Annotated in this window: 26 protein-coding genes and 1 tRNA gene; 9 read left to right on the top strand and 18 right to left on the bottom strand. The window is 64.7% G+C overall.

Annotated elements, in window-relative coordinates:
• Window positions 1-41 precede the first annotated feature (41 nt).
• A complete protein-coding gene (locus EOD15_RS02615) occupies window positions 42-224 on the top strand; it encodes a hypothetical protein (protein WP_013528612.1) in 183 nt (60 codons plus the stop codon).
• Between the two features lie 90 nt (window positions 225-314).
• Window positions 315-689: a YkvA family protein gene (locus EOD15_RS02610; protein ID WP_127269768.1), complete on the top strand. Its 375-nt coding sequence runs from the start codon at window positions 315-317 to the stop codon at window positions 687-689.
• Between the two features lie 88 nt (window positions 690-777).
• On the opposite strand, the gene EOD15_RS02605 is transcribed toward EOD15_RS02610, so the two are convergent.
• The 11 genes from EOD15_RS02605 to EOD15_RS02555 form a co-directional block, all read right to left on the bottom strand.
• On the bottom strand, window positions 778-1,086 hold the full coding sequence (locus EOD15_RS02605) for a UBP-type zinc finger domain-containing protein (protein ID WP_164762130.1): 309 nt from the start codon (window positions 1,084-1,086) through the stop codon (window positions 778-780).
• Window positions 1,083-2,762: a cyclic nucleotide-binding domain-containing thioredoxin-disulfide reductase gene (locus tag EOD15_RS02600; RefSeq protein WP_127408268.1), complete on the bottom strand. Its 1,680-nt coding sequence runs from the start codon at window positions 2,760-2,762 to the stop codon at window positions 1,083-1,085. The genes EOD15_RS02605 and EOD15_RS02600 overlap by 4 nt, the downstream gene beginning before the upstream one ends.
• A 132-nt stretch (window positions 2,763-2,894) precedes the next feature.
• Window positions 2,895-2,979 (bottom strand) — tRNA-Leu (locus EOD15_RS02595).
• Window positions 2,980-3,052: 73 nt separating this feature from the next.
• Window positions 3,053-3,673 carry a 2,3-bisphosphoglycerate-dependent phosphoglycerate mutase gene (locus tag EOD15_RS02590; RefSeq protein WP_127321176.1) on the bottom strand — a complete coding sequence of 207 codons (621 nt, stop codon included), beginning with the start codon at window positions 3,671-3,673 and terminating at the stop codon, window positions 3,053-3,055.
• Between the two features lie 32 nt (window positions 3,674-3,705).
• Window positions 3,706-4,527, bottom strand: a complete 822-nt coding sequence (dapB, locus tag EOD15_RS02585; RefSeq protein ID WP_127321175.1) for a 4-hydroxy-tetrahydrodipicolinate reductase — start codon at window positions 4,525-4,527, stop codon at window positions 3,706-3,708.
• Window positions 4,524-6,383, bottom strand: a complete 1,860-nt coding sequence (locus EOD15_RS02580; RefSeq protein WP_127321174.1) for an ABC transporter ATP-binding protein — start codon at window positions 6,381-6,383, stop codon at window positions 4,524-4,526. The genes dapB and EOD15_RS02580 overlap by 4 nt, the downstream gene beginning before the upstream one ends.
• Window positions 6,384-6,520: 137 nt before the next feature.
• Window positions 6,521-7,546, bottom strand: a complete 1,026-nt coding sequence (locus EOD15_RS02575; RefSeq protein ID WP_127321173.1) for a glucokinase — start codon at window positions 7,544-7,546, stop codon at window positions 6,521-6,523.
• Between the two features lie 193 nt (window positions 7,547-7,739).
• Window positions 7,740-8,828 (bottom strand): penicillin-insensitive murein endopeptidase, encoded by a 1,089-nt coding sequence (gene mepA, locus EOD15_RS02570; protein WP_127321172.1) that lies wholly within the window; start codon window positions 8,826-8,828, stop codon window positions 7,740-7,742.
• 65 nt (window positions 8,829-8,893) lie between these two features.
• On the bottom strand, window positions 8,894-9,796 hold the full coding sequence (locus EOD15_RS02565; RefSeq protein WP_127321171.1) for an SDR family oxidoreductase: 903 nt from the start codon (window positions 9,794-9,796) through the stop codon (window positions 8,894-8,896).
• The gene (queG, locus tag EOD15_RS02560) at window positions 9,793-10,947 is read right to left on the bottom strand and encodes a tRNA epoxyqueuosine(34) reductase QueG (RefSeq protein ID WP_127321170.1); all 1,155 of its coding nucleotides are present in this window, start codon (window positions 10,945-10,947) and stop codon (window positions 9,793-9,795) included. The genes EOD15_RS02565 and queG overlap by 4 nt, the downstream gene beginning before the upstream one ends.
• Window positions 10,928-11,620, bottom strand: a complete 693-nt coding sequence (locus EOD15_RS02555; RefSeq protein WP_013528622.1) for a glutathione S-transferase family protein — start codon at window positions 11,618-11,620, stop codon at window positions 10,928-10,930. The genes queG and EOD15_RS02555 overlap by 20 nt, the downstream gene beginning before the upstream one ends.
• A 160-nt stretch (window positions 11,621-11,780) precedes the next feature.
• Here EOD15_RS02555 and EOD15_RS02550 point away from each other — a divergent pair, with 160 nt between their 5' ends.
• A complete protein-coding gene (locus EOD15_RS02550) occupies window positions 11,781-12,587 on the top strand; it encodes an undecaprenyl-diphosphate phosphatase (protein ID WP_127318501.1) in 807 nt (268 codons plus the stop codon).
• 99 nt (window positions 12,588-12,686) lie between these two features.
• Here EOD15_RS02550 and EOD15_RS02545 read toward each other — a convergent pair whose 3' ends face one another.
• Both EOD15_RS02545 and rsmI read right to left on the bottom strand, forming a co-directional pair.
• Entirely contained in the window at window positions 12,687-13,064 is a 378-nt protein-coding gene (locus EOD15_RS02545) for a YraN family protein (RefSeq protein WP_127269758.1), read from the bottom strand.
• Window positions 13,057-13,986, bottom strand: coding sequence for a 16S rRNA (cytidine(1402)-2'-O)-methyltransferase (rsmI, locus tag EOD15_RS02540; protein WP_127318503.1), 930 nt, complete (start codon window positions 13,984-13,986; stop codon window positions 13,057-13,059). The genes EOD15_RS02545 and rsmI overlap by 8 nt, the downstream gene beginning before the upstream one ends.
• Before the next feature lie 134 nt (window positions 13,987-14,120).
• On the opposite strand from rsmI, the gene EOD15_RS02535 reads away from it, so the two are divergent.
• Window positions 14,121-14,309 carry a hypothetical protein gene (locus tag EOD15_RS02535; protein WP_127318505.1) on the top strand — a complete coding sequence of 63 codons (189 nt, stop codon included), beginning with the start codon at window positions 14,121-14,123 and terminating at the stop codon, window positions 14,307-14,309.
• Window positions 14,310-14,382: 73 nt separating this feature from the next.
• On the opposite strand, the gene EOD15_RS02530 is transcribed toward EOD15_RS02535, so the two are convergent.
• The 5 genes from EOD15_RS02530 to rph all read right to left on the bottom strand — a co-directional run bounded on the left by EOD15_RS02530 (window position 14,383) and on the right by rph (window position 18,417).
• Window positions 14,383-14,820 carry an EamA family transporter gene (locus EOD15_RS02530; RefSeq protein WP_127269533.1) on the bottom strand — a complete coding sequence of 146 codons (438 nt, stop codon included), beginning with the start codon at window positions 14,818-14,820 and terminating at the stop codon, window positions 14,383-14,385.
• A 398-nt stretch (window positions 14,821-15,218) separates the two neighbouring features.
• Complete coding sequence (gene hemW, locus EOD15_RS02525) at window positions 15,219-16,382, bottom strand: radical SAM family heme chaperone HemW (protein ID WP_127318507.1); 1,164 nt, start codon at window positions 16,380-16,382, stop codon at window positions 15,219-15,221.
• Window positions 16,379-17,026, bottom strand: a complete 648-nt coding sequence (rdgB, locus tag EOD15_RS02520) for an RdgB/HAM1 family non-canonical purine NTP pyrophosphatase (protein WP_127318509.1) — start codon at window positions 17,024-17,026, stop codon at window positions 16,379-16,381. The genes hemW and rdgB overlap by 4 nt, the downstream gene beginning before the upstream one ends.
• Window positions 17,026-17,436, bottom strand: coding sequence for a VOC family protein (locus tag EOD15_RS02515; RefSeq protein WP_127318511.1), 411 nt, complete (start codon window positions 17,434-17,436; stop codon window positions 17,026-17,028). Before EOD15_RS02515 ends, rdgB begins: the two co-directional genes overlap by 1 nt.
• 264 nt (window positions 17,437-17,700) lie before the next feature.
• The gene (rph, locus tag EOD15_RS02510; RefSeq protein WP_013528632.1) at window positions 17,701-18,417 is read right to left on the bottom strand and encodes a ribonuclease PH; all 717 of its coding nucleotides are present in this window, start codon (window positions 18,415-18,417) and stop codon (window positions 17,701-17,703) included.
• A 177-nt stretch (window positions 18,418-18,594) separates the two neighbouring features.
• Between rph and hrcA the strand changes: the two genes are divergently transcribed.
• From hrcA to EOD15_RS02485, 5 genes are all read left to right on the top strand, one after another.
• Window positions 18,595-19,677 (top strand): heat-inducible transcriptional repressor HrcA, encoded by a 1,083-nt coding sequence (gene hrcA, locus EOD15_RS02505; RefSeq protein WP_027040272.1) that lies wholly within the window; start codon window positions 18,595-18,597, stop codon window positions 19,675-19,677.
• A 24-nt stretch (window positions 19,678-19,701) separates the two neighbouring features.
• Entirely contained in the window at window positions 19,702-19,899 is a 198-nt protein-coding gene (locus tag EOD15_RS02500) for a hypothetical protein (protein ID WP_023814156.1), read from the top strand.
• Between the two features lie 97 nt (window positions 19,900-19,996).
• The gene (locus EOD15_RS02495; RefSeq protein WP_127318513.1) at window positions 19,997-21,346 is read left to right on the top strand and encodes a sorbosone dehydrogenase family protein; all 1,350 of its coding nucleotides are present in this window, start codon (window positions 19,997-19,999) and stop codon (window positions 21,344-21,346) included.
• A 274-nt stretch (window positions 21,347-21,620) separates the two neighbouring features.
• A complete protein-coding gene (locus tag EOD15_RS02490; RefSeq protein WP_127318515.1) occupies window positions 21,621-22,238 on the top strand; it encodes a LysE family translocator in 618 nt (205 codons plus the stop codon).
• A gap of 194 nt (window positions 22,239-22,432) precedes the next feature.
• Window positions 22,433-22,937 (top strand): pyridoxal-phosphate dependent enzyme (locus tag EOD15_RS02485; protein WP_127408267.1); only part of this gene is annotated, 505 nt, incomplete at its 3' end.

The raw sequence follows: 22,937 nt of genomic DNA, 5'->3' as shown, positions 1-22,937 counted from the left end.
TTTGCGGCTATGTCACCGCGTGGGGGACCGACAAAGTGAGTATGATGAGCAACAGCCCCGACAAGCGCAATGAATGGCGCGCCATCTTTTACGTGCAAGCTCGCGTTGCCATCCTGTTTGTCCCGGTGGTTGCCAGCCTGCTGATCATAGCGGCGCTTGCCGGCAACGAACGCAAGTCCGTTCCCAGCATGATCGACCCGACCGTCACCGGCTCCGTGCGGTAGACCGGCGGTCATCGGCTCTTCGAGATGCTCTCGGAGGCAGGCGCCTGGCGGGCGCTATCGGCGGTTTTCATTTGGCGCTAAAATCATCCGATGGCACTGAATGAGTGGGCCCGAACGATCAAGCGCGATGTGCATGCGCTCTACCTCGCTGCTCGCGATCCCCGAACACCCTGGTACGCCAAGGCGCTTGCCGTGTGTGTTGCAAGCTATGCCTTGTCGCCAATCGACCTGATCCCCGATTTCATTCCGGTGATCGGCTATCTCGACGACGTCATCCTTGTCCCTTTGGGCGTCCTTGCCGTGGTCAGGATGATACCGCCCGAGGTGATGGCGGAACACAGAAAGACCGCCGCGCTGGCCGCCGACAGGCCGGTGAGCCGCTACGCGGCGGTGATCATTGTTTGTATCTGGACTGCCTCGATCGTGCTGGCCGGGTGGCTGGGATATCTGTATTTCGCTGACTGACTGCCAGGCCGTTCAGCAGGGAAACCGCCGCCAATGAAGCCCGGACGGATCGCGCTTTTCCCGGGATTCCGTCGCCATGCGCCGCCGCTCAAACAAAGCGCGGGATCGGGCCGTTCTGCAGGGTCACGTCGTCGCCGAGGTCGACAAACACCTCGTCGACATAGCACCATGCCCAGCCTTCCGGCGGATCGTAGCCCTCGATGATCGGATGCTTGGTGGCGTGGAAATGTTTGGTGGCGTGGCGGTTGGGCGAGTCGTCGCAGCAGCCGACATGGCCGCAGGTGCGGCAGAGCCGCAAATGCACCCATTGCGACCCGCTCTTCAGGCACTCCTCGCAGCCGAGCGCACTCGGCGTCACCTTCCTGATGTCGCGCGTATGCCTGCATTCATCCATCATGGTCTCCCTGCTGTTTGAGGTGCGTCCGCGCGCGCGAGATAGGCATGCAATGCCGCGACCACCTGGGCGCCTTCGCCGACAGCCGCCGCGACGCGTTTGACCGAACCGGCGCGGACGTCGCCGATGGCGAACACGCCGCTGCGGCTCGTCTCCATCTGCGCCGATCCCAGCTCCGATCCGGTGCGCACGAACCCCCTTGCGTCCAGCGCCACATCGCAATTCGCCAGCCAATCGGTGTTCGGGTCGGCGCCGATGAAGAGAAAGAGATGGCGGATCGGGCGCGTCGTTTCCGCGCCGCTGGCGCGGTCGCGCCATCGCACCGTGCCAAGATTGCCCTCTTCGCCGTCCAGCGCCTCGATTTCGGTCCCGGTCAGCACCTCGATGTTAGGCTGCGCCTTGATGCGTTCGACCAGGTAGCGCGACATGCTGGCATCGAGGCTGCCACCGCGCGCCAGCAGCGCCACTTTGCGCGCATGACTGGCCAAGTAGACAGCCGCCTGCCCGGCCGAATTGCCGGCGCCGACCAGCGCCACTTCCTGGTCCGCGCAAAGCCGGCCTTCGATGGGCGACGCCCAATAGTGCACGCACGTTCCCTCGAACCGCGCCAGATTGGCGATGTCGAGGCGGCGATAGCGCGCGCCGCTGGCGATCACCACGCTGCGCGTGCGCACGGTCTCGCCATCACCGACATCGAGCAGATAGCGGGCGCCAGACGCGTCGGAGGCGGCGCTCAAAAGCTTCGCCTCGTCCGGGATGACCATTTCGACGCCGAATTTCTGCGCCTGGTTGTAGGCGCGCGCCATCAGCGCCATGCCGGTAATGCCTGTGGGGAAACCAAGATAGTTCTCGATGCGCGAGGATGCACCGGCCTGTCCGCCGAAGGCGCGGCAATCGAGCACGATCGTCGATAGCCCCTCGGAGGCCGCATAGACCGCCGCCGCCAGCCCTGCCGGGCCGGCGCCGACGATGGCCACGTCATACACCGTATCGGCATCGATCGGCCGCAGCAGGCCGATGCAGCGGGCGAGGTCCTTTTCGCCGGGATTCATCAGCAGCCTGCCGTTTGGACAGAGCACGATCGGCAGGTGGTGCGGATCGACCTCGAAGCGTTCTACCAGGGTTTTGGCGCAGGGGTCGCTGCCGGAATCGAGCACGCGGTGCGGTTGGCCGCTGCGGGCGAGGAAACCCTGCAGCCGCAACACGTCGGCATTGTCCTGGGGTCCGATGATGATCGGCCCGCTCTTGGCGCTCTCCAAAAGCCCGACGCGGCGCAGGATCAGCGCCCGCATGATGCGCTCGCCGAGATTGGCCTCCTGCACCATCAGGTCGCGCAGCCGCTGCGAGGCGATGACAAACGCCTCCACCGGTTCGGCGGCCTGCGCATTGACCAGCGAGGGACGGGCCGAAAGCTGCGCCAGCTCGCCGACGAAGCTGCCTGGGCCATGCGTGACGATCGTCTCGCGCCGGCCGAGCCCGCCGTCCTGGGTGATGTCCACGCTGCCCGACAGCACGACGATCAGACCGGGCGCCACATCGCCGGCTTCGATGATGTGCTCGCCGGCTGCATAGAAGCTGGCCTCGCCGAACCGGCGCATGCGGTCGATATCCACCGCGGCCAGCGTGGGGAACGCCTGGTCGCGGCGGGCACCGAAGATCTGGGTGGTGGATTGAGCCATGGTTTTGAGCGTAACGAAGCGGGCGCGGAGTTTGAAGCGGTTTGTTGAGGAGCTAGCCGCGAGGGGAGGTTGGCTGAAAAGAAAAAGCCCGGACGAGCCGGGCTTTTTCTCTAAGTTTCTGAACCGTTAATTTGGTGCCCAGAAGAGGACTCGAACCTCCACTCCTTGCGGAACACGGACCTGAACCGTGCGCGTCTACCAATTCCGCCATCTGGGCTGGTGCGGGCTCATGTAAGCGGGCAAGCGATTGCTGTCAACGCGCTTTTTTCGCGGTTGCTCCGTTCGCCGGCTCAGTCGTCCAGCACTTCCTTCGAAGCGACGGTGGAATCGGCGTTGAGCTGGTAGATGACCGGCACGCCGGTGCCGAGTTCCAGCTTGACGATCTCCTCGCCCGACTTGCCGTCGAGCGCCATGATCAGCGCGCGCAGGGAGTTGCCGTGGGCGGCGACCAGCACGGTGCCGCCGCGCAGCACATGCGGCTGCAGATCGTGCAGGTAATAGGGCCAGACTCGGGCGCCGGTGTCCTTCAGGCTTTCGCCGGCGGGCGGCGGCACGTCGTAGGAGCGGCGCCAGACATGCACCTGCTCCTCGCCCCATTTCTTGCGGGCGTCGTCCTTGTTGAGGCCGGAGAGGTCGCCATAGTCGCGCTCGTTGAGTGCCTGGTCGCGGATGGTTTTCAGATCGCTCTGGCCGACCGCGTCGAGAATGTGCTGGCAGGTTTTTTGCGCCCGGATCAGCGCCGAGGTGAAGGCGATGTCGAATTTCATGCCACGCGCCATGAGTTTCTGGCCGGCGGCCTTGGCCTCGGCGTGACCCTGCTCGGTCAGGTCGACGTCGCGCCAGCCGGTGAACAGGTTCTTCAAATTCCATTCGCTCTGGCCGTGACGCACGAGCACGAGGGTTCTCGACATGTTTGCTCCCTTCAGGTTGGCAGATTGGCCGCTCAGCTGAGGCCGAGCACGTCCCGCATCGAATACAGCCCCGGCTTCTTGCCGCGCGCCCAAAGCGCCGCCTTGACGGCGCCCCGAGCGAAGATGGCGCGGTCCTCGGCATGGTGGGCAAGCGTGATGCGCTCGCCGGTGCCGGCCAGCATCACGCTGTGGTCGCCGACCACAGAGCCGCCGCGCAGGGTGGCAAAGCCGATCGAGCCCGCCTTGCGCACGCCGGTGTGGCCGTCGCGGACGCGTACGTCATTGCCTGAAAGCTCAATACCACGCCCGGCGGCGGCGGCTTCACCCAGCAGCAGCGCTGTGCCCGATGGCGCGTCGACCTTGTGCTTATGGTGCATTTCGAGGATCTCGATGTCGAAATCGTCGGCATCGAGCGCGCGCGCCGCCTGTTCGACCAGCACCGCCAGAAGATTGACGCCGAGGCTCATATTGCCCGACTTGACGATGGTCGCATGGCGCGCCGCCGCCGCGATTTTCGCATTGTCGTCGGCCGTGCACCCGGTCGTGCCGACGACGTGAACGATGCGCGCCTGCGCGGCGTAGCCAGCGAATTCGACTGATGAGGCCGGGGTGGTGAAATCGAGCACGCCGTCTGCCTTGGCGAAGACCGGCAGCGGGTCGTCACCGATCGGCACATTGATGATGCCGATGCCCGCCAGTTCGCCGGCATCCTTGCCCAGATAGGGCGAACCCGCCCGCTCGACCGCGCCGATGACCCGCGCGCCGGGGATAGAGTGGATGGCGCGGATCAGCGTCTGGCCCATGCGGCCGGCAGCGCCCACCACCACAAGGCCCATATCGCTTGCTTCGCTCATGTGCTCCTCACAGCAGTCTTCTTCGCACGCGTGGCCCGGACCGGAGTTTGGATCGGCTCGCGGTCCTCGACAAGCCCCAGTCCCTTCTTGCCCTGGATGCGGTGGAAGCGGGAATAGATGCTGTCCGGGTCGGCCATCAGCGTCGCATGGGTGCCTTCCTCGACCAACCGTCCCTCTTCCAGCACGATGATGTGGTCGGCATTGACCACCGTCGACAGCCGATGCGCTATGACGATGGTCGTGCGGCCTTGCATGACTTGGGTCAGCGCTTCCTGGACGCGCGCCTCCGCTTCGTTGTCGAGCGCCGATGTCGCCTCGTCGAGCAGCAGGATCGGTGCCTGGCGCACGATGGCGCGGGCGATCGAGACGCGCTGGCGCTGGCCGCCGGAAAGCGTCGAGCCGCCTTCGCCGACCGGCGTGTCGTAACCTTGCGGCTGCTGGCGGATGAACTCGTCGGCTGCCGCCTGTTTCGCCGCCTGCTCGATCTCGGCGTCCGTGGCCGACAGACGGCCGTAGCGGATGTTGTCGCGGATCGTGCCCTCGAACAGATAGGGCGCCTGCGCCACATAGGCGATCGACTGCCGCAGCGAATGCTTGGTTACCTTCGAGATGTCCTGGCCATCGACCTCGATGCTGCCCCGGTCGACGTCGTAGAAGCGCTGCAAGAGCGCCACCAGCGTCGACTTGCCGGCGCCCGACGCACCGACGATCGCCGTCACCTTGCCGGCCGCGGCGGTAAAGCTCAGGTCCCTAAGCACCGGCATGTCGGCGCTGTAGCCGAACGTCACATTGTCGAAACGCACCTCGCCGGTGGTGATCCTCGCCTCGACGGCATCGGCTGCGTCGCCCTGTTTCGGCTCCAGGTCGAGCAACTCGTAGATCATGCGCGCGTTGACCAGGGCACGTTCCATGCCCACCTGTGTGCGCGCCAGGCGTCTTGCCGGATCGTAAGCCATGATCAGTGCGGTGATGAAGGAGAAAACCGCGCCCGGCGGCTGCCCAAGATACAGCGCCCGGTAGCCGGAATAGGCAAGCACGGCGGTGATGGCGAGACCGCCCAGAATCTCGGAAATCGGCGACAGCCGCTCCGAGACGCGGGCGATCTTGTTGTTACGCTGCTCGGCCGTGTCCGCCATGATGCCGATGCGGCGCGCCAGCTCGGCCTCCAAGGTGAAGGCCTTGACGATGGCGATGCCTTGTGTGGCCTCCTGCACGGACCCGTTCAGCCGCGAATTGATCAGGACGGATTCCCGGTTGATACGCCGCAGTCGGCGGGTGATATAGACGACGGCCCAGATCAGTGGAGGGCCGATCAGCAGCGAGCTGAGCGACAACACCGGATCCTGATAGATCATTACGCCGACGAGAGCGACCAGCGTGACCGCGTCGCGGCTGATGGAGGTCAGTGTCAGCGACAGCAGATCGCGAACGCCGCCGACATTCTCGCTGACCTGTGCCGCCAGCCGACCGGAACGCGTATCGTTGAAGAAGTTGACGCCGAGCTTCATCAGATGGTCGAAGCTGCGCTTCTGGTAGCGCGCGACCAGATTGTTGCCGATACTGGCCAACGCGACTGCTTGGCCGTAACCGGCGAAGCCGCGCAGCAGGGAGGCCCCCATGAAACCGGCGCAGATCAACCAGAGCATATCGCCGCGTCGTTCGTAGAAGATCTGGTTGATCATCGGGGCCATGATCCACGCCGTGAAGGCAGTGGTGCCGGAAACGATCAGCAGGCAAGAGACGGCGACGACATAGGTCCAGCGATACTCTTTGCCGTTTTCAGCGAGGATGCGGCGGAGCACCGCTGTGACCTCGCCGGGCCGGGCTTTTTGTTTGTTTGGAGCTTGAAGTGTCAAATCGGGAGCGCTTTGTGGTTTTCCGCCTCGTGGGACCGGGGCTGCAAATTCGGCACCCCTCTTAACGCCCTGCGGCCTGATTGCCTATGCCCGCACCTGATTAACTTCGTCGCGGGGCGCGAGCGCTTCGCTGGCTTTCAGGCCTGCCAGCGCCGGCCCTCCGTCTGGACACCGAACAGCAAGGGGTTCCTGGCATAGGCGGCAAGGCCCAGAAGTGCGGCCAGCGGGTGGGTGATGACGTAGACCGGCATGGTGCGCATCATCGCGCTGTGCGGCGCCTTGTCCTCGAAAGCGGCCCGGAAATTGCCGGCTTTCAGCGCCGGCACGATCTTCTGCGCGATGCCACCGGTGAGGAACACGCCGCCGCGGCTCATGAACACCAGAGCAAGGTCGCCTGCGGTGCGCCCAAGGCAGGTGACGAAGATCTCCAGCGCTTCCTCTGCAACCGGATCGGTTTTCGCAAGTGCCGCGGCAGTGATCTCGGCCGGCGTGGTGAAGGGCGACGGCTTGCCGTCCGCCTTGGCCACCGCCCGGTAGACATTGACCAGACCGCGTCCGCACAGGATCTGCTCGCCCGAAACGCGGCCTTCGAGCTTCTCGATATGCGGAAAAACCTCGAAATCGCGCGGTGTGCGCGGGCCGATGTCCATATGGCCGCCCTCGCCGGGGACCGGTATCCAGTGGTGCAGCGCGTGGACCAGCCCGGCGACGCCGAGCCCGGTTCCTGGACCGAGCACGACGCGCCCGGCATTGGGCTCCGGCGTGCCGCCGCCGATCTTTTCCATGTGCTCCTCGCCGAGCGCGACGACGGCCAGCGCCTGCGCCTCGAAATCGTTGAGCACGACGATGTCGCTCAGGCCGAGGCTGGCGAACATTTTCCTCGGCTTGACGATCCAGGGGCAGTTGGTCAGCTCGATCTCGTCGCCGTCGACCGGGCCAGCCACCGCCAGCACCGCCGAATTGGGACGCACCGACGAGCGGTCGAGCACGGCCGCCTGGATCGCCTCGTCGATGGTGTTGTAGTTCGCCGTCTGGACGATGGTCGGCTCGCCTGCCTCGGAATTGGCGTCGAGCACGATCGAAAAGCGCGCATTGGTGCCGCCGATGTCGCCGATCAGGATCGGAAACCGCAACAAAGTATCGTCGTCGCCTGTGCGTGGCATGCTCTCGTCCGTCTCCGGCGCCCCTGACGGCATCTGGCCGTTCTTCCGTTGACTAGCGCATGGGTTTGAAAAGGGAAACGGTTTTCGACCCCGGCGGCGCGCTGAGGCCGGCTCTGCGGCCAAACCGCCACGGTTTCGCAAAAATGAGGCGCTGAACCGATTGAGCCTGCCTGTAAGCTATAAGCCGTGATCGTCAGTTTCCAGGCGGCCGCGGTCGCGGCAGCGGCACGCCGATCTCGGGCGTCGCCGTGAAAGCGTTCATCGTGCTTGGCAAGCCGGCGGCGGCCGGGGTGGCGGGCAATGAGGGCGCTTCGGGTTCGGGCGCGGCAGCCGCGACCGGCACGCCGCCGCCATGGTAGGTCGCCGCCTCGGCCGACGACGGCCCCGGCGCGTCGAGCACCGCGCGGCACTCGCTCGGCAGGTTCGCCATCGTCATCAGGTCGCGCGCCTTGGGCGCATCGGGGTTCTTGGTGGGCCGCCAAGGCTCCTGCGTGAACCACCAGGCCAGCGGCTTGCCGCAACCGTCATCGTCCGGCGTCGCTTGCTGCGCCTTGCAACCGGGCGAGCCCGGCTGGCAGCCGATGCGCATGTGAAAATGATAGTCGTGGCCCCAGAACGGCCTGACCTTGCGCAGCCAGAAGCGGTCGCCCTTGACGGTGTCGCAGAGCTTTTTCTTGATGCCCGGATTGACCAGGATGCGCTCGACCTGGCCGTAGCTCGCCGCCCGCTTCAGAAGCCTTGTGTGCGCTGGCGTCCACAGCGCGTCCTTCACCAGATGGGTCTTCTCATCGACCATCAAGGTGGCGCTCATCGATTCGCGCTGCGCCATCGACAGCGGGCGGCGGGGCATCGGCGTCAGCCAGATGTCGGCGTCGAGCCCGATCTGGTGCGAGGCATGTCCTGTCAGCATCGGGCCGCCGCGCGGCTGCGAAATGTCGCCGATCAGCAGGCCTGGCCAACCATCGGCCGCTGCGTCGCGCGACAATTTCTCGACTACTGCGATCATCGCCGGATGGCCCCAGCGGCGGTTGCGCGACGGCCGCATCACCTGCCAGGTCGGACCGTCCAAGGGAATGGCGACGCCGCCGGCAAAACAGCCCTTGGAATAGAATCCGATCGACTGCGCCGCGGTCGCGGCCGGCAGTTTCTTGGCGCCGAACAGGTCTTTTGCCCGCTCCTCGGCACTCGCCGGCTGAACGGCTAACCCAAGCACGGCAAGCAGGCCGAGCGCAGCGGCCAACAGGGGCGTTTTGCCTAGAGATAGCCTCATCGCTGTCTTCATAAACCCGGTTCTCCACCGCAATCCCAAGGCCGAATCATAGCACGCCGCACCCGCGGCTTCGATCGTCAGCGCTTCATCGGGCTGCGCGCTTCGCCGTCACGCCAATCGCCGCTTGCCCACATATGGTCGAAGGCGGCGCGGTAGTCTGGAAACCGCAGGGAATAACCCGCCGCCTTGATCGCCGCGTTGGCGACACGCTTGTTCTCGCCATAGAAGGACCGCGCCATGGGCGAAAGTTGGGCGGCGTCGAAGGGAATTTCGGGCGGCGGTTCGATACCCATTAGCGAAGCGGCATAGGCGACGACATCCTGCGGCGGCGCCGGCAGGTCGTCGGTGACGTTGAAGATGCCGCCTGTATTGCCTTCGATGAGCTGCCACAGGCCGCCGGCAATGTCGTCGCAATGGATGCGGTTGAACACCTGGTCCGGCTTGACCAGCCGCCTTGCAGTGCCGTTTTCCAGATTGACCAGCGCGTTGCGGCCGGGGCCGTAAATGCCGGACAGGCGCAGGATCGCCCCCGGTCGGCCGATCTCGCGGCTCAGCTCCAGCCAGTCTCCTTCGGCGGCCACCCGCATCACCGAGCGCTTCGACACCGGCCGGCATTCCGCCCTTTCATCAACCCAGGCGCCATCATAATTGCCGTAGACGCCGACGGTGGAGAGATAGCCGATCCATTCGAGCGCCGGCATCCGGGTCATGATGTCCGCGCGGGCGGCATTCAGCACGGGATCGCCGGCCTCTTCCGGGGCGACCGAAATCACCAGATGTGTTGTCTCTCCCAGCGTATCGGCAATCTCATCCGTCATCGCGCCGTCGAACAGGAGCGGCGCGACACCGGCCTGCCGTAGCGTCTCGAATTTTTCCGGCGAGCGTGTCGTGCCGAAGATCGTCGCGGCGCCTTTGTTAGCCCGAGCAAAAGCCCTGCCGGAATAGCCGGCGCCGAAGATGAATATCTGCTTTTCGCTCATGCATTCGCCCTGGTTGGCCGCGCCAGACGCCATTCGTCGCGCACGGCTTCGTCGCTTTCGGTTTTCAGGCCGATGGCTGCCCGTTCTGAATATTCGGCATCGGGCACCAGCCGCGCCAGCGCCCATATTGCCGCGCCCCGGACCAGCGGCGAGGCATCGTCCAGCAAGGCGCGCACAGTGTCGGCAAGAGAGGCATCGCCGGAATTGCCGGCGGCGATCAGCACGTTGCGGATGAACCGGTCGCGGCCGATGCGTTTTATCGGCGAACCGGAGAAGAAAGCGCGGAAGGCCGCGTCATCGAGACCCAAAAGGTCGGCGAGCGGCGGCTCGCGCAAATCATCGCGCGCGACGAGTTTTGCTTCGGAAGCCGCCCTGGCGAATTTGTTCCACGGGCAGGCGGCTAAACAGTCGTCGCAGCCATAGATGCGGTTGCCGATCTTTTCGCGGAACTCGTGCGGAATCGGCCCTTTGTTCTCGATGGTGAGATAGGAGATGCAGCGCCGCGCATCGAGCCGGTAGGGCGCCGGAAAGGCATCGGTCGGGCACGCGTCGAGGCAGGCGCGGCAGGAGCCGCAATGGTCGATCTCGGCGCGGTCGGGCACGAGTTCGGCGGTGGTGAAGATGGTGCCGAGGAACAGCCAGGAGCCGTGCTCGCGGCTGACCAGATTGGTGTGCTTGCCTTGCCAGCCGAGCCCGGCGGCCTCGGCCAGCGGCTTTTCCATCACCGGCGCGGTGTCGACGAACACCTTCACATCACCGCCGGCGCGTGCCACGAGCTTGCCGGCGATCTCCTTCAGCCGGCCCTTCATCACATCGTGATAGTCGCGGTTTTGCGCATAGACCGAGATGGCGCCACGGTCGCGCTTGGCCAGCACGCCGCGCGGATCACGGTCGGGGCCGTAGTTCATCGCCAGCACGATGATCGAGCGCACCTGTGGCCAGAGGGCCGTTGGTTCACTGCGGCGTTGAAGCGTCTCGGCGATCCAGTCCATCGACCCATGAAAGCCATCAGCGACGAATTCGGCCAGGCGCGCCGGCGCCAGCGGGATCGCATCGGGGGAGGTGACGGCAACGGCATCGAAGCCGGCGCGCTGCGCCTCCGCGTCGATCAGCGCGCGCAGCTTTGCGGCGTCAGAAGTCGAGGTCCGCATAATGCGACACCGGTGACAGGCCGCGCACCCGGTCGGTCAAAAGCGGCCGGAAGGAGGGCCGCGACTTGACCCGCGTGTACCATTCGCGTGCAGCGCTGTGCTCGCGCCAGTCGATCTCGCCGAGATAGTCGAGCACCGACAGCGTCGCCGCGGCCGCGAGGTCGGCATAGGTGACCCTCGAACCGGCCAGCCAATGGCGGGTGCCGGCCAGCCAGTTGGTGTATTTCATGTGCTGGCGGATGTTGGCGCGCGCGGCACGGATCGCGCCCGAATCGGGCGAGCCGCCGCCAGCGGTTTCCGGCATGACCGGCTTCAGCACGCGCTCGCGCACCAGATGGCGAGTGACTTCACTTTCAGCCTTGTTGAGATACCAGTCGATGAGCCGGCGGATTTCGGCGCGCTGCATCGGGTCCTCGGCGAACAGCCGCTTGTCGCGCTTCAGCACGCCGCGCGTTTCATCGAGATACTCCGAAATCACCGTCGCGCCGACGATCGGCACGTCGCCTTCGGCCAGCAGGATCGGCAGCGTTCCGGCCGGGTTCAGCGCCAGGAACTCCTTGCGCCGGGTCCACGGCTTTTCCTCGATCAAAGCCAGCTCCTCGCCATACTCGCCGAATGCGAGGCGGACGAAGCGGCAGGTGGCGAACATGGGATGGTGGAAAAGCGTCAGCATGGTTCCGCGATGATAAAGCGCACTGGCGAATCGCAGGGCGCACCGGTAAGTCTTGGCCGCCCGGTTAGCGGGCCGTCAGGGTGTTGCGACCTATAGGGGGACTTCAACGCCATGACAAGCAAGCCCTTCTGTCAGCCGTCACGCCAATGCCGAGGTAGCCATGGAAAGCCAGACCATCGTCGAAGCCCTGCTGCTCGGCCTGCTGGAGGGGTTGACCGAGTTCATCCCGGTGTCGTCGACCGGCCATATTCTGCTTGCGGGTCATTTCCTCGGCTTCCATTCGACCGGCAAGGCCTTCGAGATCCTGATCCAGCTCGGCGCCATCCTGGCGATCCTCAGCGTCTATTTCCGCCGCCTGTGGAAGATGCTGCTCGAACTGCCGCATGACCGGCTGACGCGGCATTTCGCCATCGGCATCCTGATCGCCTTCCTGCCGGCGGCGATCATCGGCGCGCTGGCGCATGATTTCATTAAGACGGTGCTGTTCGAATCGCCGAGGCTGATCTGCATCATGCTGATCATCGGCGGCGTCGTGCTGCTGGCGGTGGACCACATGAACCTCAAGCCGGTCTACCGCGACGTCGAGCGCTTCCCGACCCGGCTTTACCTGCAGATCGGGCTTTTCCAGTGCCTGTCGCTCATTCCCGGCACATCGCGTTCGGGCTCGACCATCGTCGGCGCCCTGCTTTTGGGCGTCGATAAGCGCGCTGCCGCTGAATTTTCCTTCTTCCTTGCGATCCCGACCATGGTCGGCGCCTTCGCCTTCGACCTGTTCAAGAACCGCAACGTGCTGAGCAGTGCCGACCTGCCGATCATCGCCGTCGGCTTCGTCGCCGCCTTCGTCACGGCGCTTATCGTCGTACGCTTCCTGCTCGATTACGTTTCGCGCAACGGCTACGCGCTGTTCGGCTGGTGGCGGCTGGTGGTCGGCGGTGTCGGGTTGATGGCGCTGATGATCTGGGGGTGAGGAGTGGTCCGCGAAGCGGACGGAAAGCCAATTGCTTGGCTTTCCGAACGACGAACGCCCTGAGCCAGCGAAGGGCGAGCAACGCCCGTAAGTGGCCCCTCAACTCCTCCCGTAAAATGCATTCTCGACATGCACCGGCCAGCGCCAAGGCAGCACGGCGACCATGTCGAAGCGCATCGACAATCTGCCATAGTCCGCTTGGCGTGACAGCCAGATGTCAGCCGCGCCTTCTATGCGACGCTCCGATTCGTGACCGATCGCCTCCATGGCTTCCATCAGCGTGCGGCGCGCCTTGACCTCGACGAACAGCACCAGATCGCCGCGCCGCGCGATCAGGTCGATCTCGCCGAAGCGTGTGCGGTGGCGGCGCGCAAGGATTCTGTAGCCCTTCATCATCAGTGCTGCCGCCGCCAGCCATTCGCCGCGATGACCGCGTCGATAGGCCTTTTGGCGGCTGACGCTTGGGCGCTCAGCCACTGTCGCTTTCTCCAGAAGTCTCCCTGAGGTCAAGCAGCCGCCGATAGAGGGCCTGTTTCTGGCCGCCGGTCATCTTCGCGGCTTCCGCGGCCGCCTTGGAGGCCGGCATTTCGGCGGCAAGCGACAGAAGCAGACGGTCGATGTCTGCGGGCTCGTCGACCCTGGCCTCGGCCGGACCGACGCAGACGACGATTTCGCCTCTCGGCGTATCGGCCGCGGCATAGTGGTCGGCCAGCGCCTGCAGCGTACCGGTGCGCATCTCCTCAAAAGTCTTGGTCAATTCCCTGCCGATAGCGGCCTTGCGCTCGCCGCCGAGCGCTTCGACCATGCCAGCCAGGGAGTCAGCCAGCCGGCGCGGCGATTCGAAGAAGATCAGCGTCGCCGGCACGGCCTTCAGTGCTTCCAGCCGTGTCAGCCGCTGCCCTGATTTGACCGGCAGGAAGCCGGCGAACAGGAAGGCATCGGAGGGCAGGCCGGATGCCGTCAGGGCCGCCAGCGGCGCTGACGGGCCGGGGATAGGCACGACGCGGATGCCGTGGTCGAGCGCCTCGCCGACCAGCCGGTAGCCGGGATCGGATACCAGCGGCGTGCCGGCATCGGAGATCAGCGCCACGCTCTGCCCGGCCTGAAGTGCCGATATCAGCTTCGGCCCGGCCTCGCCGGCATTGTGTTCATGATAGGCCGTGGTGCGGCGGCGAATGCCGTAGCGGTCGAGCAGCACGCGCGACACCCGCGTGTCTTCGCAAGCAACGATGTCGGCGGCGGCCAGCGTCTCCAACGCGCGCAGCGTGATGTCGGCGAGATTGCCGATCGGCGTCGCCACCAGATAGAGCGCCGGCTCCAATGGCCGTGCCGCGATCTCGGTCCGCCCGACCACATAGCTGCGCTTGCTCGTCTCTGCGGTCACCGATGACTTCTCCATTCAGCCCTGTTTGGCACGGCTGACGCGGGCTTGCAAAAGCTGACGCCGATGTAAGGAATTCGCCTTTCCTTTGCCACAGTGGGGAACCAAACCGGCGTTGGCAGATTAGCCCCCTGATTCCGGAGGAGGACAGGATGGACAGCCTGAAGATACAGGACGCTTTCGAGCCCTACTATGCCGGCCGCAAGCGCGGTGCCGCGCCCAGGGACAAGCGCCTATCTGCCAAGACCGAGCACAGCCTGGCCAAAGAGCAAGCCGTGAGCGCTTTGCCGACCAACGTCAGGCTTTCCGACAACAAACCCGATAGCACGACGGAGCACTGACCGGACGATGCCCAATCGCTTCGATATCTTCATCACCCGTCTTGAAACAAAGAATGCCCGCAACGGCGCGCAACTAGCCTCGATAGGCGACCAGCACCGCGCCCGCCGCGATAAGGGCGACGCCAAGCCAATTCGCTCCGGACAACCGCTCGCCGAGAAAGGCCGCGCCAAACACCGCCACAAGCACGACGCTTAGCTTGTCGATCGGCGCCACCTGCGCCGCATTGCCGATCTTGAGCGCCCGAAAGTAGCAGAGCCATGACGCGCCGGTCGCCAGACCGGACAGGCCTAGGAAAGCCCAAGTCTTTGCCGAGATCGTGGCCGGCGACTGGAACTGGCCGCTGGCAAGCAGGATGGCACCGAGCACGATCAGGATGATGACCGTGCGGATGAAGGTGGCGAAATCGGAATTGATGTTCTCGATGCCAACCTTGGCGAAGATCGCCGTCAGGGCAGCGAACGCAGCCGAGAGCAATGCCCAGAATTGCCAGGAGGATACGGTCAGGTTCATCAAGGTGGCCTTCGCGGATGTTCTTAACCGAGATACCGTGAAACGCGTGCCTTCAGAAGTGCAATCCTAAGCTTCGGAGATTGGACGAGGCTTCCCCACCTTCGTCATCCACGGGCGGAGCAGGAGCGAAGCGACGTCGCGAAGACCCGAGGATCCATTCCGTGACTTCTGAATTTTCGCTACGGTGCAGAATTTGGAAAGCTGGCGTGGAGAAGATGCGCCGGCAACGAAATCTATTGTTTGAATGGGACAAGTGGCAGAGCAGGCATGCCCATTCTGGACCGTGACGCCCCGCAGCAGCCGTCGCGGCATGGATCCTCGGGTCTGCGCGCCGCTTCGCGTCGCTCCGCCCGTGGATGACGAGGCGGGAGGAGCTTGGCGCAGGCAAAGCTACCTGCCTACCGCGCCAGATCGGCGACCACGGCGTCGAGCACGATCATGCCGGCGGCCGTGGCGCGCAGGCGCGCATTGCCGATCGGCGCCACCAGCCCCTCTCCCTGCAGCATCGACAGCCGTGCTGACGACAGGCCGCGTCCGGAGAACGCCTCGTAGCGGGAGAGGTCGATGCCTTCGGCGAGCCGCAGGCCCATCAGCAGGAATTCGTCGGCCTCTTCCGAACGCGTCAGGATTTCGCCGCCGGTGACGCCGTGGCCCTTGGCTTCGACCAGATTGGCCCAGGTTTCCGGCATCCGCTCGGCGATCGTCACCGTGCGGCGACCATTCTCGACGAAGCGGCCATGCGCGCCCGGCCCGACGCCGACATATTCGCCATAGCGCCAATAGGTGAGGTTGTGCCGGCTCTCGGCACCCGGCCTTGCGTGATTGGAAATCTCGTAAGCCGGCAAACCATGCGCCGATGTAATCTCCTGCGTCAGCGCATAGAGGTCGGCGGCGTGGTCATTGTCGGGAATGATGAATTTCTTTGCCGCGTGCAGGGCGTGGAACGGCGTGCCCTCCTCGATGGTCAGCTGGTAGAGGGACAGATGGTCGGCGGCATGGCCGATCGCCTGTTCCAACTCCGATGCCCAAGCCTCCGGCGTCTGGCCGGGCCGGGCATAGATGAGGTCGAAGGACAGCCTTGGGAATAGTTCCCGCGCGAGGCCGATGGCGTGCAGGGCCTCTTCGACATTGTGCAACCGGCCGAGGAAGCGCAAATCCCTGTCATTCAGCGCCTGCACGCCGAGCGACACGCGGTTGACGCCGGCTGCCCGGTAGCCGCGAAAGCGTTCGGCCTCGACCGAGGACGGATTGGCCTCCAGCGTCACCTCGATGCCGTCAGGCACAGTCCAGTTCTTCGCCACGGCGTCCAGAACCCTGGCCACGGTTTCCGGCTTCATCAGCGAGGGCGTGCCGCCGCCGAGAAAAACGCTGGTCACCTCGCGCGGCCCGGTGCGCTCGCGCATCGTCGCCAGTTCGGCCTCGAAGGCGGCGGCAAAGCGCTCCTGGTCGACCGGCTGGTGGCGGACATGGCTGTTGAAGTCGCAATAGGGGCATTTGGCCGCGCAGAATGGCCAGTGGACATAGACGCCGAAGCCGGGCGCCCGGTCGAGCAGCATGCTCATGCCGAGCCCAATCTCGCCTCGGCGAATTTCTGGAAGGCACGCGCGCGGTGCGACAGCGCCGTGGCCTGGCCGGGCTTCCAGCCATGCTTTTCCTCAGCGCTCATCTCGCCGAAGGTTTTCTCGAAGCCATCGGGCAGGAACACAGGATCATAGCCGAAGCCGAGTTCGCCGCGCGGCGGCCAGACCAGCGTGCCCTCGGCCTCGCCGCGATAATATTCGGCCTCGCCGTCGGGAAACGCCAGGCAGATGACGGCGACGAAGCGTCCCTTGCGCTGTTGCGGCAAGGCCGCTCCGACTTCCTGCAGCGCCACTTCGGTGCGTTGCATGGCCATGCCGAAATCTCTGCTGCCATCCGGGGTTTCGGCCCAGTTGGCGGTGTAGACGCCGGGCGCGCCATCAAGCGCGTCGACGCACAGGCCGGAATCGTCCGACAGCGCCGGCAGGCCGGTCGCCTTGGCGGCGGCGAGCGCCTTGATGTAGGCGTTCTCCTCGAAGGTGGTGCCGGTCTCGTCCGGCTCCGGCAGGCCATACTCCTTGGCTGACTTCGCTTCGAAGCCGAACGGTCCCATCAGGTCGGCGAATTCGCGCAGCTTGCCTTCATTGTGGCTGGCGACGACGATCTTCTTGCCATCAAGAGAATGCATCAAAGGCCCCAGATTCGTGGCTCGGCGAATTCGATCGAATTGCCCGAGGGATCGCGTATATAGATCGAACGGCCGCCCTGCGGCCACTCGAATTCGCTTTCGATGGCGATCTTCTTCGCCGCGAGATGGGCTTTCCAGCCGGCGATTCCATCGCCGGTCGCCGTAAAGCACAGATGACCTTGGCCGACCGCGCCATGCGGCGGCACCGGCAGCCTGGCGTCAGGCGCCGGCGGCACTTTCGTCGCCTCGGCGTTGAAGACGAGCAGCACGCCCGGCCCGCAGCGGAAGAAGAGGTGGCGGCCGTCGACCTTGCCGAGGAGATTGAGGCCGAGGATGTCGGTGTAGAAGGTTTCCGCTGCGGGAAGATCGGTGACGTAGAGAGCGGATTCAAGGATGGCCGAGGGCGTCACGAGGCGCCCCCCTCTGGCCTGCCGGCCCCGGCCCTTCGCTGCCGCTCTGGGCGTTCGTTGTTCGGAAAGCCAAGCAATTGGCTTTCCGTCCGCTTCGCGGACCACGCCTCACCCCCCTCAGGTGGGGAGATTGGCAGCTTCTGCATTGTCGCGCACCCTGCAAAGCCGGAGGTTAGCGAAAGCCGAAACGGCATCCGATCTCCCCCCTTGAGGGGGAGATGGCCGGCAGGCCAGAGGGGGGCGCTCAAACTCGACATCGAAAAACTAAGCCACCGCCATCTGCTGCAGACTCACCAACCTCTGGATGCCTTTCTTGGCCAGGCCCATCAAGTCCGCGAACTGCTCCTCGGAGAAAGGCTCGCCCTCGGCGGTGCCCTGGATCTCGACGATGCCACCCTTGCCGGTCATGACGAAATTGGCGTCGGTGCCGGCCGCGGAATCCTCGATGTAATCGAGGTCGATGACCGGCTGGCCGTCATGGATGCCGCAGGAGATCGCCGCGACATGGTCCTTCAGCACCTTGGCGACGCTGGCCATCTGGCGCGCTTCCATCCAGCGCAGGCAGTCGTATAGCGCCACCCAGCCGCCGGTGATCGAGGCGGTGCGGGTGCCGCCGTCGGCCTGGATGACGTCGCAGTCGACGGTGATCTGCTGCTCGCCCAACGCCTGCAGGTCGACCACGGCGCGCAGGGAGCGGCCGATCAGCCGCTGGATTTCCAGCGTGCGGCCGCCCTGCTTGCCGGCCGAAGCCTCGCGGCGCATGCGCTCGCCGGTCGAGCGCGGCAGCATGCCGTATTCGGCCGTCACCCAGCCCTTGCCGGAATTGCGCATCCAGCCCGGCACTTTTTCCTCGAGGCTGGCCGTGCACAGGACATGCGTGTCGCCGAACTTCACCAGGCATGAGCCTTCGGCATGCTTGGAGACGCCGCGCTCGAAGGAGATGGCACGCATTTCGTCGAATTGGCGTTTGGAAGGGCGCATTCAGGCTGCTTTCTTGTCATTTTTCGGAATCTTGGCCGGCTTGTAACCGCATGGGACGCGTGGCGCAAAGGAAAATGGCCTGACGATCTGACACAGACACCGGGTGATCTCACACAGACACCGGGTTGCGCGGGTGCAGTGTAAGTCTATATCCTTGGGCCGGAGGTTTTTGGCCGTATGACCAAGGCAGTCGATCCCGCTTCGCAGTCGCCCGCGCTCCAGTCGCTCGACATGCGTTCGCGCGACATCTTCCGGCGCATCGTCGATTCCTACCTCAGGGACGGTGAACCGGTGGGATCGCGCAGCCTGTCGCGCATCCTGCCGTCCTCGTTGTCGCCGGCGACCATCCGCAACGTGATGAGCGATCTCGAGCATCTCGGCCTTATCTACGCGCCGCACATTTCGGCCGGCCGGCTGCCGACCCAGGCCGGCCTGCGTTTCTTCGTCGATGCCTTCATGGAGCTTGGCGACCTTTCCGACGAGGAGCGCCGTGCCATCGAGGCACAGGTTCGGGCGTCCGGCTCGGGCGCGACGCTGGAACACATGCTGACCGAGGCCAGCCAGATGCTGTCGGGCATGTCGCGCGGCGCGGGCCTGGTGCTGGCCGCCAAGAACGAAGTGGCGCTGAAGCACATCGAATTCATCCAGCTCGAACCGACCAAGGCGCTGGCAGTGCTGGTGTCGCAGAATGGCGACGTCGAGAACCGCGTCGTCGAGCTGCCCGCCGGCATCACCGTCTCGCAACTGCACGAGGCTTCGAATTTCCTCAACGCCCATATACGCGGCCGCACGCTGGCCGAGGCGCGGATCGAGATCGCCCGCATCAAGGAAGAAACCAGGGCCGCGCTCGACACGCTGTCGCAGGATCTGGTCGAGAAGGGGTTGGCGGTATGGGCCGGCGCCGACAGCGGCCTGCCGGCACGGCTCATCGTGCGCGGGCGCGCCAATCTGCTCGAAAACGTCACCGCCCAGGCCGACATCGAACTGCTGCGCCATCTGTTCGAGGACATGGAGACGCAGGACGGGCTTATCCAGTTGCTCGACCTCGCCGAGGAAGGCTCGGGCGTGCGCATCTTCATCGGCTCGGAAAACAAGCTGTTTTCGCTGTCGGGCTCGTCGCTGGTGGTGGCGCCTTATCGCGACAAGGATGCCCGCGTCGTCGGCGCGCTCGGCGTCATCGGCCCGACACGGCTGAACTACGCGCGTATCGTCCCAATGGTCGACTATACGGCGCAGCTGATATCGCGCATGCTGCGCTGAGCTGATCCAACCGAGGAGACGACGATGGCGCTCGAAGAATTCAAGGCCCGGATCAGCCTGCTGCTCGAGGAGATGGTCAACCAGCCGGAAGACCAGCACGAGATCCAGGAGCAGTTGCGCGAAAAACTGCAGGAAATGCGCGCCATGGGCCTGCCGCTGCCGGCCGATCTCGTCGAGTTGGAAAAACGCCTCGATGACGATTTCTACGCCGCCGGGACCTGAAACGGGAAACCGGGAGCTTCCTTCACCTCATCGTGTGCCGTGGAACGATCGACGAAACCGGTCGTTCCTGTTTTCACGCCAAACATTGGAGGACCGAATGATGCGTTTTGCCGGCCCCGCACTTTCCGCCGCACTGTTTCTCTCGACCGCTTCATTCGCCCAGCAGGCGGACGAGCCGGTGCTGAAAGGCGCGGACGCCTTCGGTGACTGGCGAGCGGACAAGCCGGGCGCACGCCGCCTGATCGAACCGGATGATCTGCCTAAGCCCTATGCCAACAGATCGACCTCTAACAGCGCCGGCGTTGCGGACATGCCGGCAGACGCGAAGCTGCAACTGCCGCCGGGGTTCTCGGCCGAGCTGGTTGCATCGGGCATCGACAATCCACGCGTCGTGCGCGTCGCGCCGAACGGCGACCTGTTCGTCGCCGACAGCAAAGCCAACCAGGTCCGCATCTATCGCCTCGCCGAAGGCGGTGCGAGCGCTGTGCAGGACGGCATCTTTGCCGGCAGTCTCAAACGGCCCTATGGCATTGCCTTCTATCCGCCGGGCGCTGACCCGCAATGGGTCTATGTCGCCAATAGCGACAGCATCGTGCGCTTTGCCTACCGCAATGGCGACCTGAAGGCCTCCGGCGATCCGGAAACCATCGTCGGCAACATCCCTGCCAGTCATCACTGGACCCGCGACATCGCCTTCTCGCCGGATGGCAAGACGCTTTATCTGTCGGTCGGCTCGGGATCGAATGTGGCCGAGCGCATGGGCAAGGAACCGAAGGGCGGCCTCGACGCCTGGGCGAAGTCGCAGCCGTTGGGTGCAGCCTGGGGTTCCGAAGACGGCCGCGCCGGCGTGCTGGCCTTCGATCCCGATGGCAAGAACGGCCGTATCTTTGCCACCGGCCTGCGCAACTGCTCGGGTATGACCGTGCAGCCGGCGACCGGCGCGCTGTGGTGCGTCGTCAACGAACGCGATGCGCTTGGCGACGATGTGCCGCCCGAATACGCGACCGTGGTCAAGGAGGGCGCCTTCTATGGCTGGCCCTGGTACTATATCGGCGACAATGAGGATCCGCGCCACAAGGGTGAGCGCCCCGATCTTGCCGGCAAAACGACCGTTCCCGATGTGCTGATGCAGGCGCATTCGGCTCCGCTCAACATCGCGTTCTACGAAGGGAAGGGCTTTCCGGCCGAATACAAGGGCGATGCTTTCGTCGCGCTGCACGGTTCATGGAACCGCGGCAACCGGACCGGCTACAAGGTGGTGCGATTGCTGTTCAAGGACGGCAAGCCGACCGGCGAATATGAGGATTTCATCACCGGCTTCGTCTCCAACGGCGAGGTCTGGGGCCGGCCGGTCGGCGTAGCGGTGGCGAACGACGGCGCGCTGATCGTCAGCGAGGACGGCAACGGTACCATCTGGCGTGTCACCCATGGCGACGGTCGCTCCTGATCTGCTCGGGTAGCGCAGGCCCCCTCACCCGGATTGCCAACCGAATTGCGAAGAGCAATTCGGGACAATCCGACCTCTTCCCGGCGGGTGGAGGAGGTAGGCGGGCCCGCGCTCGTCTCTTCTCCCCAGCGGGGAGAAGGTGGCCGCAAAGCGGCCGGATGAGGGGGGCTTCTCCCGTGGTCCATCGATATCTGGTGCAATGGATTCCGACCCACGGGAATTCAATTCTGGTCCGCTCCATGCGACAAGGCATTCTGATCGTGAGACGAATGCCATGACCCTTACCGGATTCCTCGCCTACAGCGCCGCCCTCGGCATCGCCGCCGCGATCCCTGGTCCCGGCATCACCGCTCTGGTCGCGCGTGCGCTCGGCTCCGGCTTCCGCTCGTCGCTGGCGATGTCCTTTGGCCTGATGGTGGGCGACATCACCTATCTGACCGCCGTGGTGCTCGGCCTCGCCTTCGTCGCGCAGAGTTTCGGCATGGTCTTTCTCGCCATCAAATGGCTCGGCGTCGCCTATCTCGCCTTCCTCGGCTGGCGATTCTGGAACAGCGGCATCACGCCCGAGACCGTCGAAGCCCAAACGGGCAGGGCGGGATTGCTGTCGAGCTTTGCCGCCGGCCTGACTGTCACGCTCGGCAATCCGAAGACGATGATCTTCTATCTCGCCATCACGCCGACCATCGTCGACCTGAAAACCATCACGCTGGCAGACTACGGTATCCTCGTCGCGCTGACCGTTGTCGTGCTGTTGGTGGTGCTGGTGCCGTATCTTGCGCTGGCTGCCAAGGCGCGCTGGTTCCTGAAATCTCCGCGCGCGCTCAAGGCGCTGAACCGCACGGCTGCCGGCTTCATGGTCGGTGCCGCTGCAGCGATTGCCGCCCGCCAATAGCGAGCTTTCGGCCAAAGCATTTCGCAAACAAGCCTTTGCGGGAAATGCTTTTCCGAGACGGCACTGTTTTAGACACAGGTCCCACTCGGATATTTTCAATCGACAGTCTATCTTGCGCGGTCGAAGGTCCTATCTTGCCTGCAATTCCACTTGCCTGAAATCCTTACTCGCCTGAAGTTCTGGGAGCGAAACAAATGAAGAAGCCCGCCACATCAGCCCGCGTGCCCGGCCGCGGCCGCGTCTACGATTCCATCACCGACACGATCGGCGATACGCCCCTGGTGCGGCTCGACAAGTTCGCCCGGGAAAAGGGCATCGTCGCCAATCTCATCGCCAAGCTCGAATTCTTCAACCCGATCGCCTCGGTCAAGGACCGCATCGGCGTGGCGATGATCGAGGCGCTGGAGGCGTCGGGCAAGATCTCTCCCGGCAAGACCACGCTGATCGAACCGACGTCGGGCAACACCGGCATCGCGCTTGCCTTCGCCGCTGCCGCCAAGGGCTACAAGCTGATCCTGACGATGCCCGAAACGATGTCGATCGAGCGCCGGAAAATGCTGGCGCTGCTGGGCGCCGAACTGGTGCTGACAGAAGGCCCGAAAGGTATGAAGGGCGCCATCGCCAAGGCCGACGAACTGGCAGCGACGATCCCCAACGCGATCATCCCGCAGCAGTTCGAGAACCCGGCCAATCCAGAAA

It is taken from the genome of Mesorhizobium sp. M7A.T.Ca.US.000.02.2.1, assembly GCF_003996995.1.
GTDB lineage: Bacteria > Pseudomonadota > Alphaproteobacteria > Rhizobiales > Rhizobiaceae > Mesorhizobium.
Note: the sequence above shows the minus strand (reverse complement) of the source record. Positions and strands in the feature narration are given on the sequence as shown.

Bases quoted from the DNA above. Each gene is read 5' to 3' on its own strand.
- EOD15_RS02615 (WP_013528612.1), top strand. From the start codon at position 42: ATGATGAGCAACAGCCCCGACAAGCGCAATGAATGGCGCGCCATCTTT.
- EOD15_RS02610 (WP_127269768.1), top strand. From the start codon at position 315: ATGGCACTGAATGAGTGGGCCCGAACGATCAAGCGCGATGTGCATGCG.
- EOD15_RS02605 (WP_164762130.1), bottom strand. From the start codon at position 1,086: ATGATGGATGAATGCAGGCATACGCGCGACATCAGGAAGGTGACGCCG.
- EOD15_RS02600 (WP_127408268.1), bottom strand. From the start codon at position 2,762: ATGGCTCAATCCACCACCCAGATCTTCGGTGCCCGCCGCGACCAGGCG.
- EOD15_RS02590 (WP_127321176.1), bottom strand. From the start codon at position 3,673: ATGTCGAGAACCCTCGTGCTCGTGCGTCACGGCCAGAGCGAATGGAAT.
- dapB (WP_127321175.1), bottom strand. From the start codon at position 4,527: ATGAGCGAAGCAAGCGATATGGGCCTTGTGGTGGTGGGCGCTGCCGGC.
- EOD15_RS02575 (WP_127321173.1), bottom strand. From the start codon at position 7,546: ATGCCACGCACAGGCGACGACGATACTTTGTTGCGGTTTCCGATCCTG.
- mepA (WP_127321172.1), bottom strand. From the start codon at position 8,828: ATGAAGACAGCGATGAGGCTATCTCTAGGCAAAACGCCCCTGTTGGCC.
- EOD15_RS02565 (WP_127321171.1), bottom strand. From the start codon at position 9,796: ATGAGCGAAAAGCAGATATTCATCTTCGGCGCCGGCTATTCCGGCAGG.
- queG (WP_127321170.1), bottom strand. From the start codon at position 10,947: ATGCGGACCTCGACTTCTGACGCCGCAAAGCTGCGCGCGCTGATCGAC.
- EOD15_RS02555 (WP_013528622.1), bottom strand. From the start codon at position 11,620: ATGCTGACGCTTTTCCACCATCCCATGTTCGCCACCTGCCGCTTCGTC.
- EOD15_RS02550 (WP_127318501.1), top strand. From the start codon at position 11,781: ATGGAAAGCCAGACCATCGTCGAAGCCCTGCTGCTCGGCCTGCTGGAG.
- rsmI (WP_127318503.1), bottom strand. From the start codon at position 13,986: ATGGAGAAGTCATCGGTGACCGCAGAGACGAGCAAGCGCAGCTATGTG.
- EOD15_RS02535 (WP_127318505.1), top strand. From the start codon at position 14,121: ATGGACAGCCTGAAGATACAGGACGCTTTCGAGCCCTACTATGCCGGC.
- EOD15_RS02530 (WP_127269533.1), bottom strand. From the start codon at position 14,820: ATGAACCTGACCGTATCCTCCTGGCAATTCTGGGCATTGCTCTCGGCT.
- hemW (WP_127318507.1), bottom strand. From the start codon at position 16,382: ATGAGCATGCTGCTCGACCGGGCGCCCGGCTTCGGCGTCTATGTCCAC.
- rdgB (WP_127318509.1), bottom strand. From the start codon at position 17,026: ATGCATTCTCTTGATGGCAAGAAGATCGTCGTCGCCAGCCACAATGAA.
- rph (WP_013528632.1), bottom strand. From the start codon at position 18,417: ATGCGCCCTTCCAAACGCCAATTCGACGAAATGCGTGCCATCTCCTTC.
- hrcA (WP_027040272.1), top strand. From the start codon at position 18,595: ATGACCAAGGCAGTCGATCCCGCTTCGCAGTCGCCCGCGCTCCAGTCG.
- EOD15_RS02500 (WP_023814156.1), top strand. From the start codon at position 19,702: ATGGCGCTCGAAGAATTCAAGGCCCGGATCAGCCTGCTGCTCGAGGAG.
- EOD15_RS02495 (WP_127318513.1), top strand. From the start codon at position 19,997: ATGATGCGTTTTGCCGGCCCCGCACTTTCCGCCGCACTGTTTCTCTCG.
- EOD15_RS02490 (WP_127318515.1), top strand. From the start codon at position 21,621: ATGACCCTTACCGGATTCCTCGCCTACAGCGCCGCCCTCGGCATCGCC.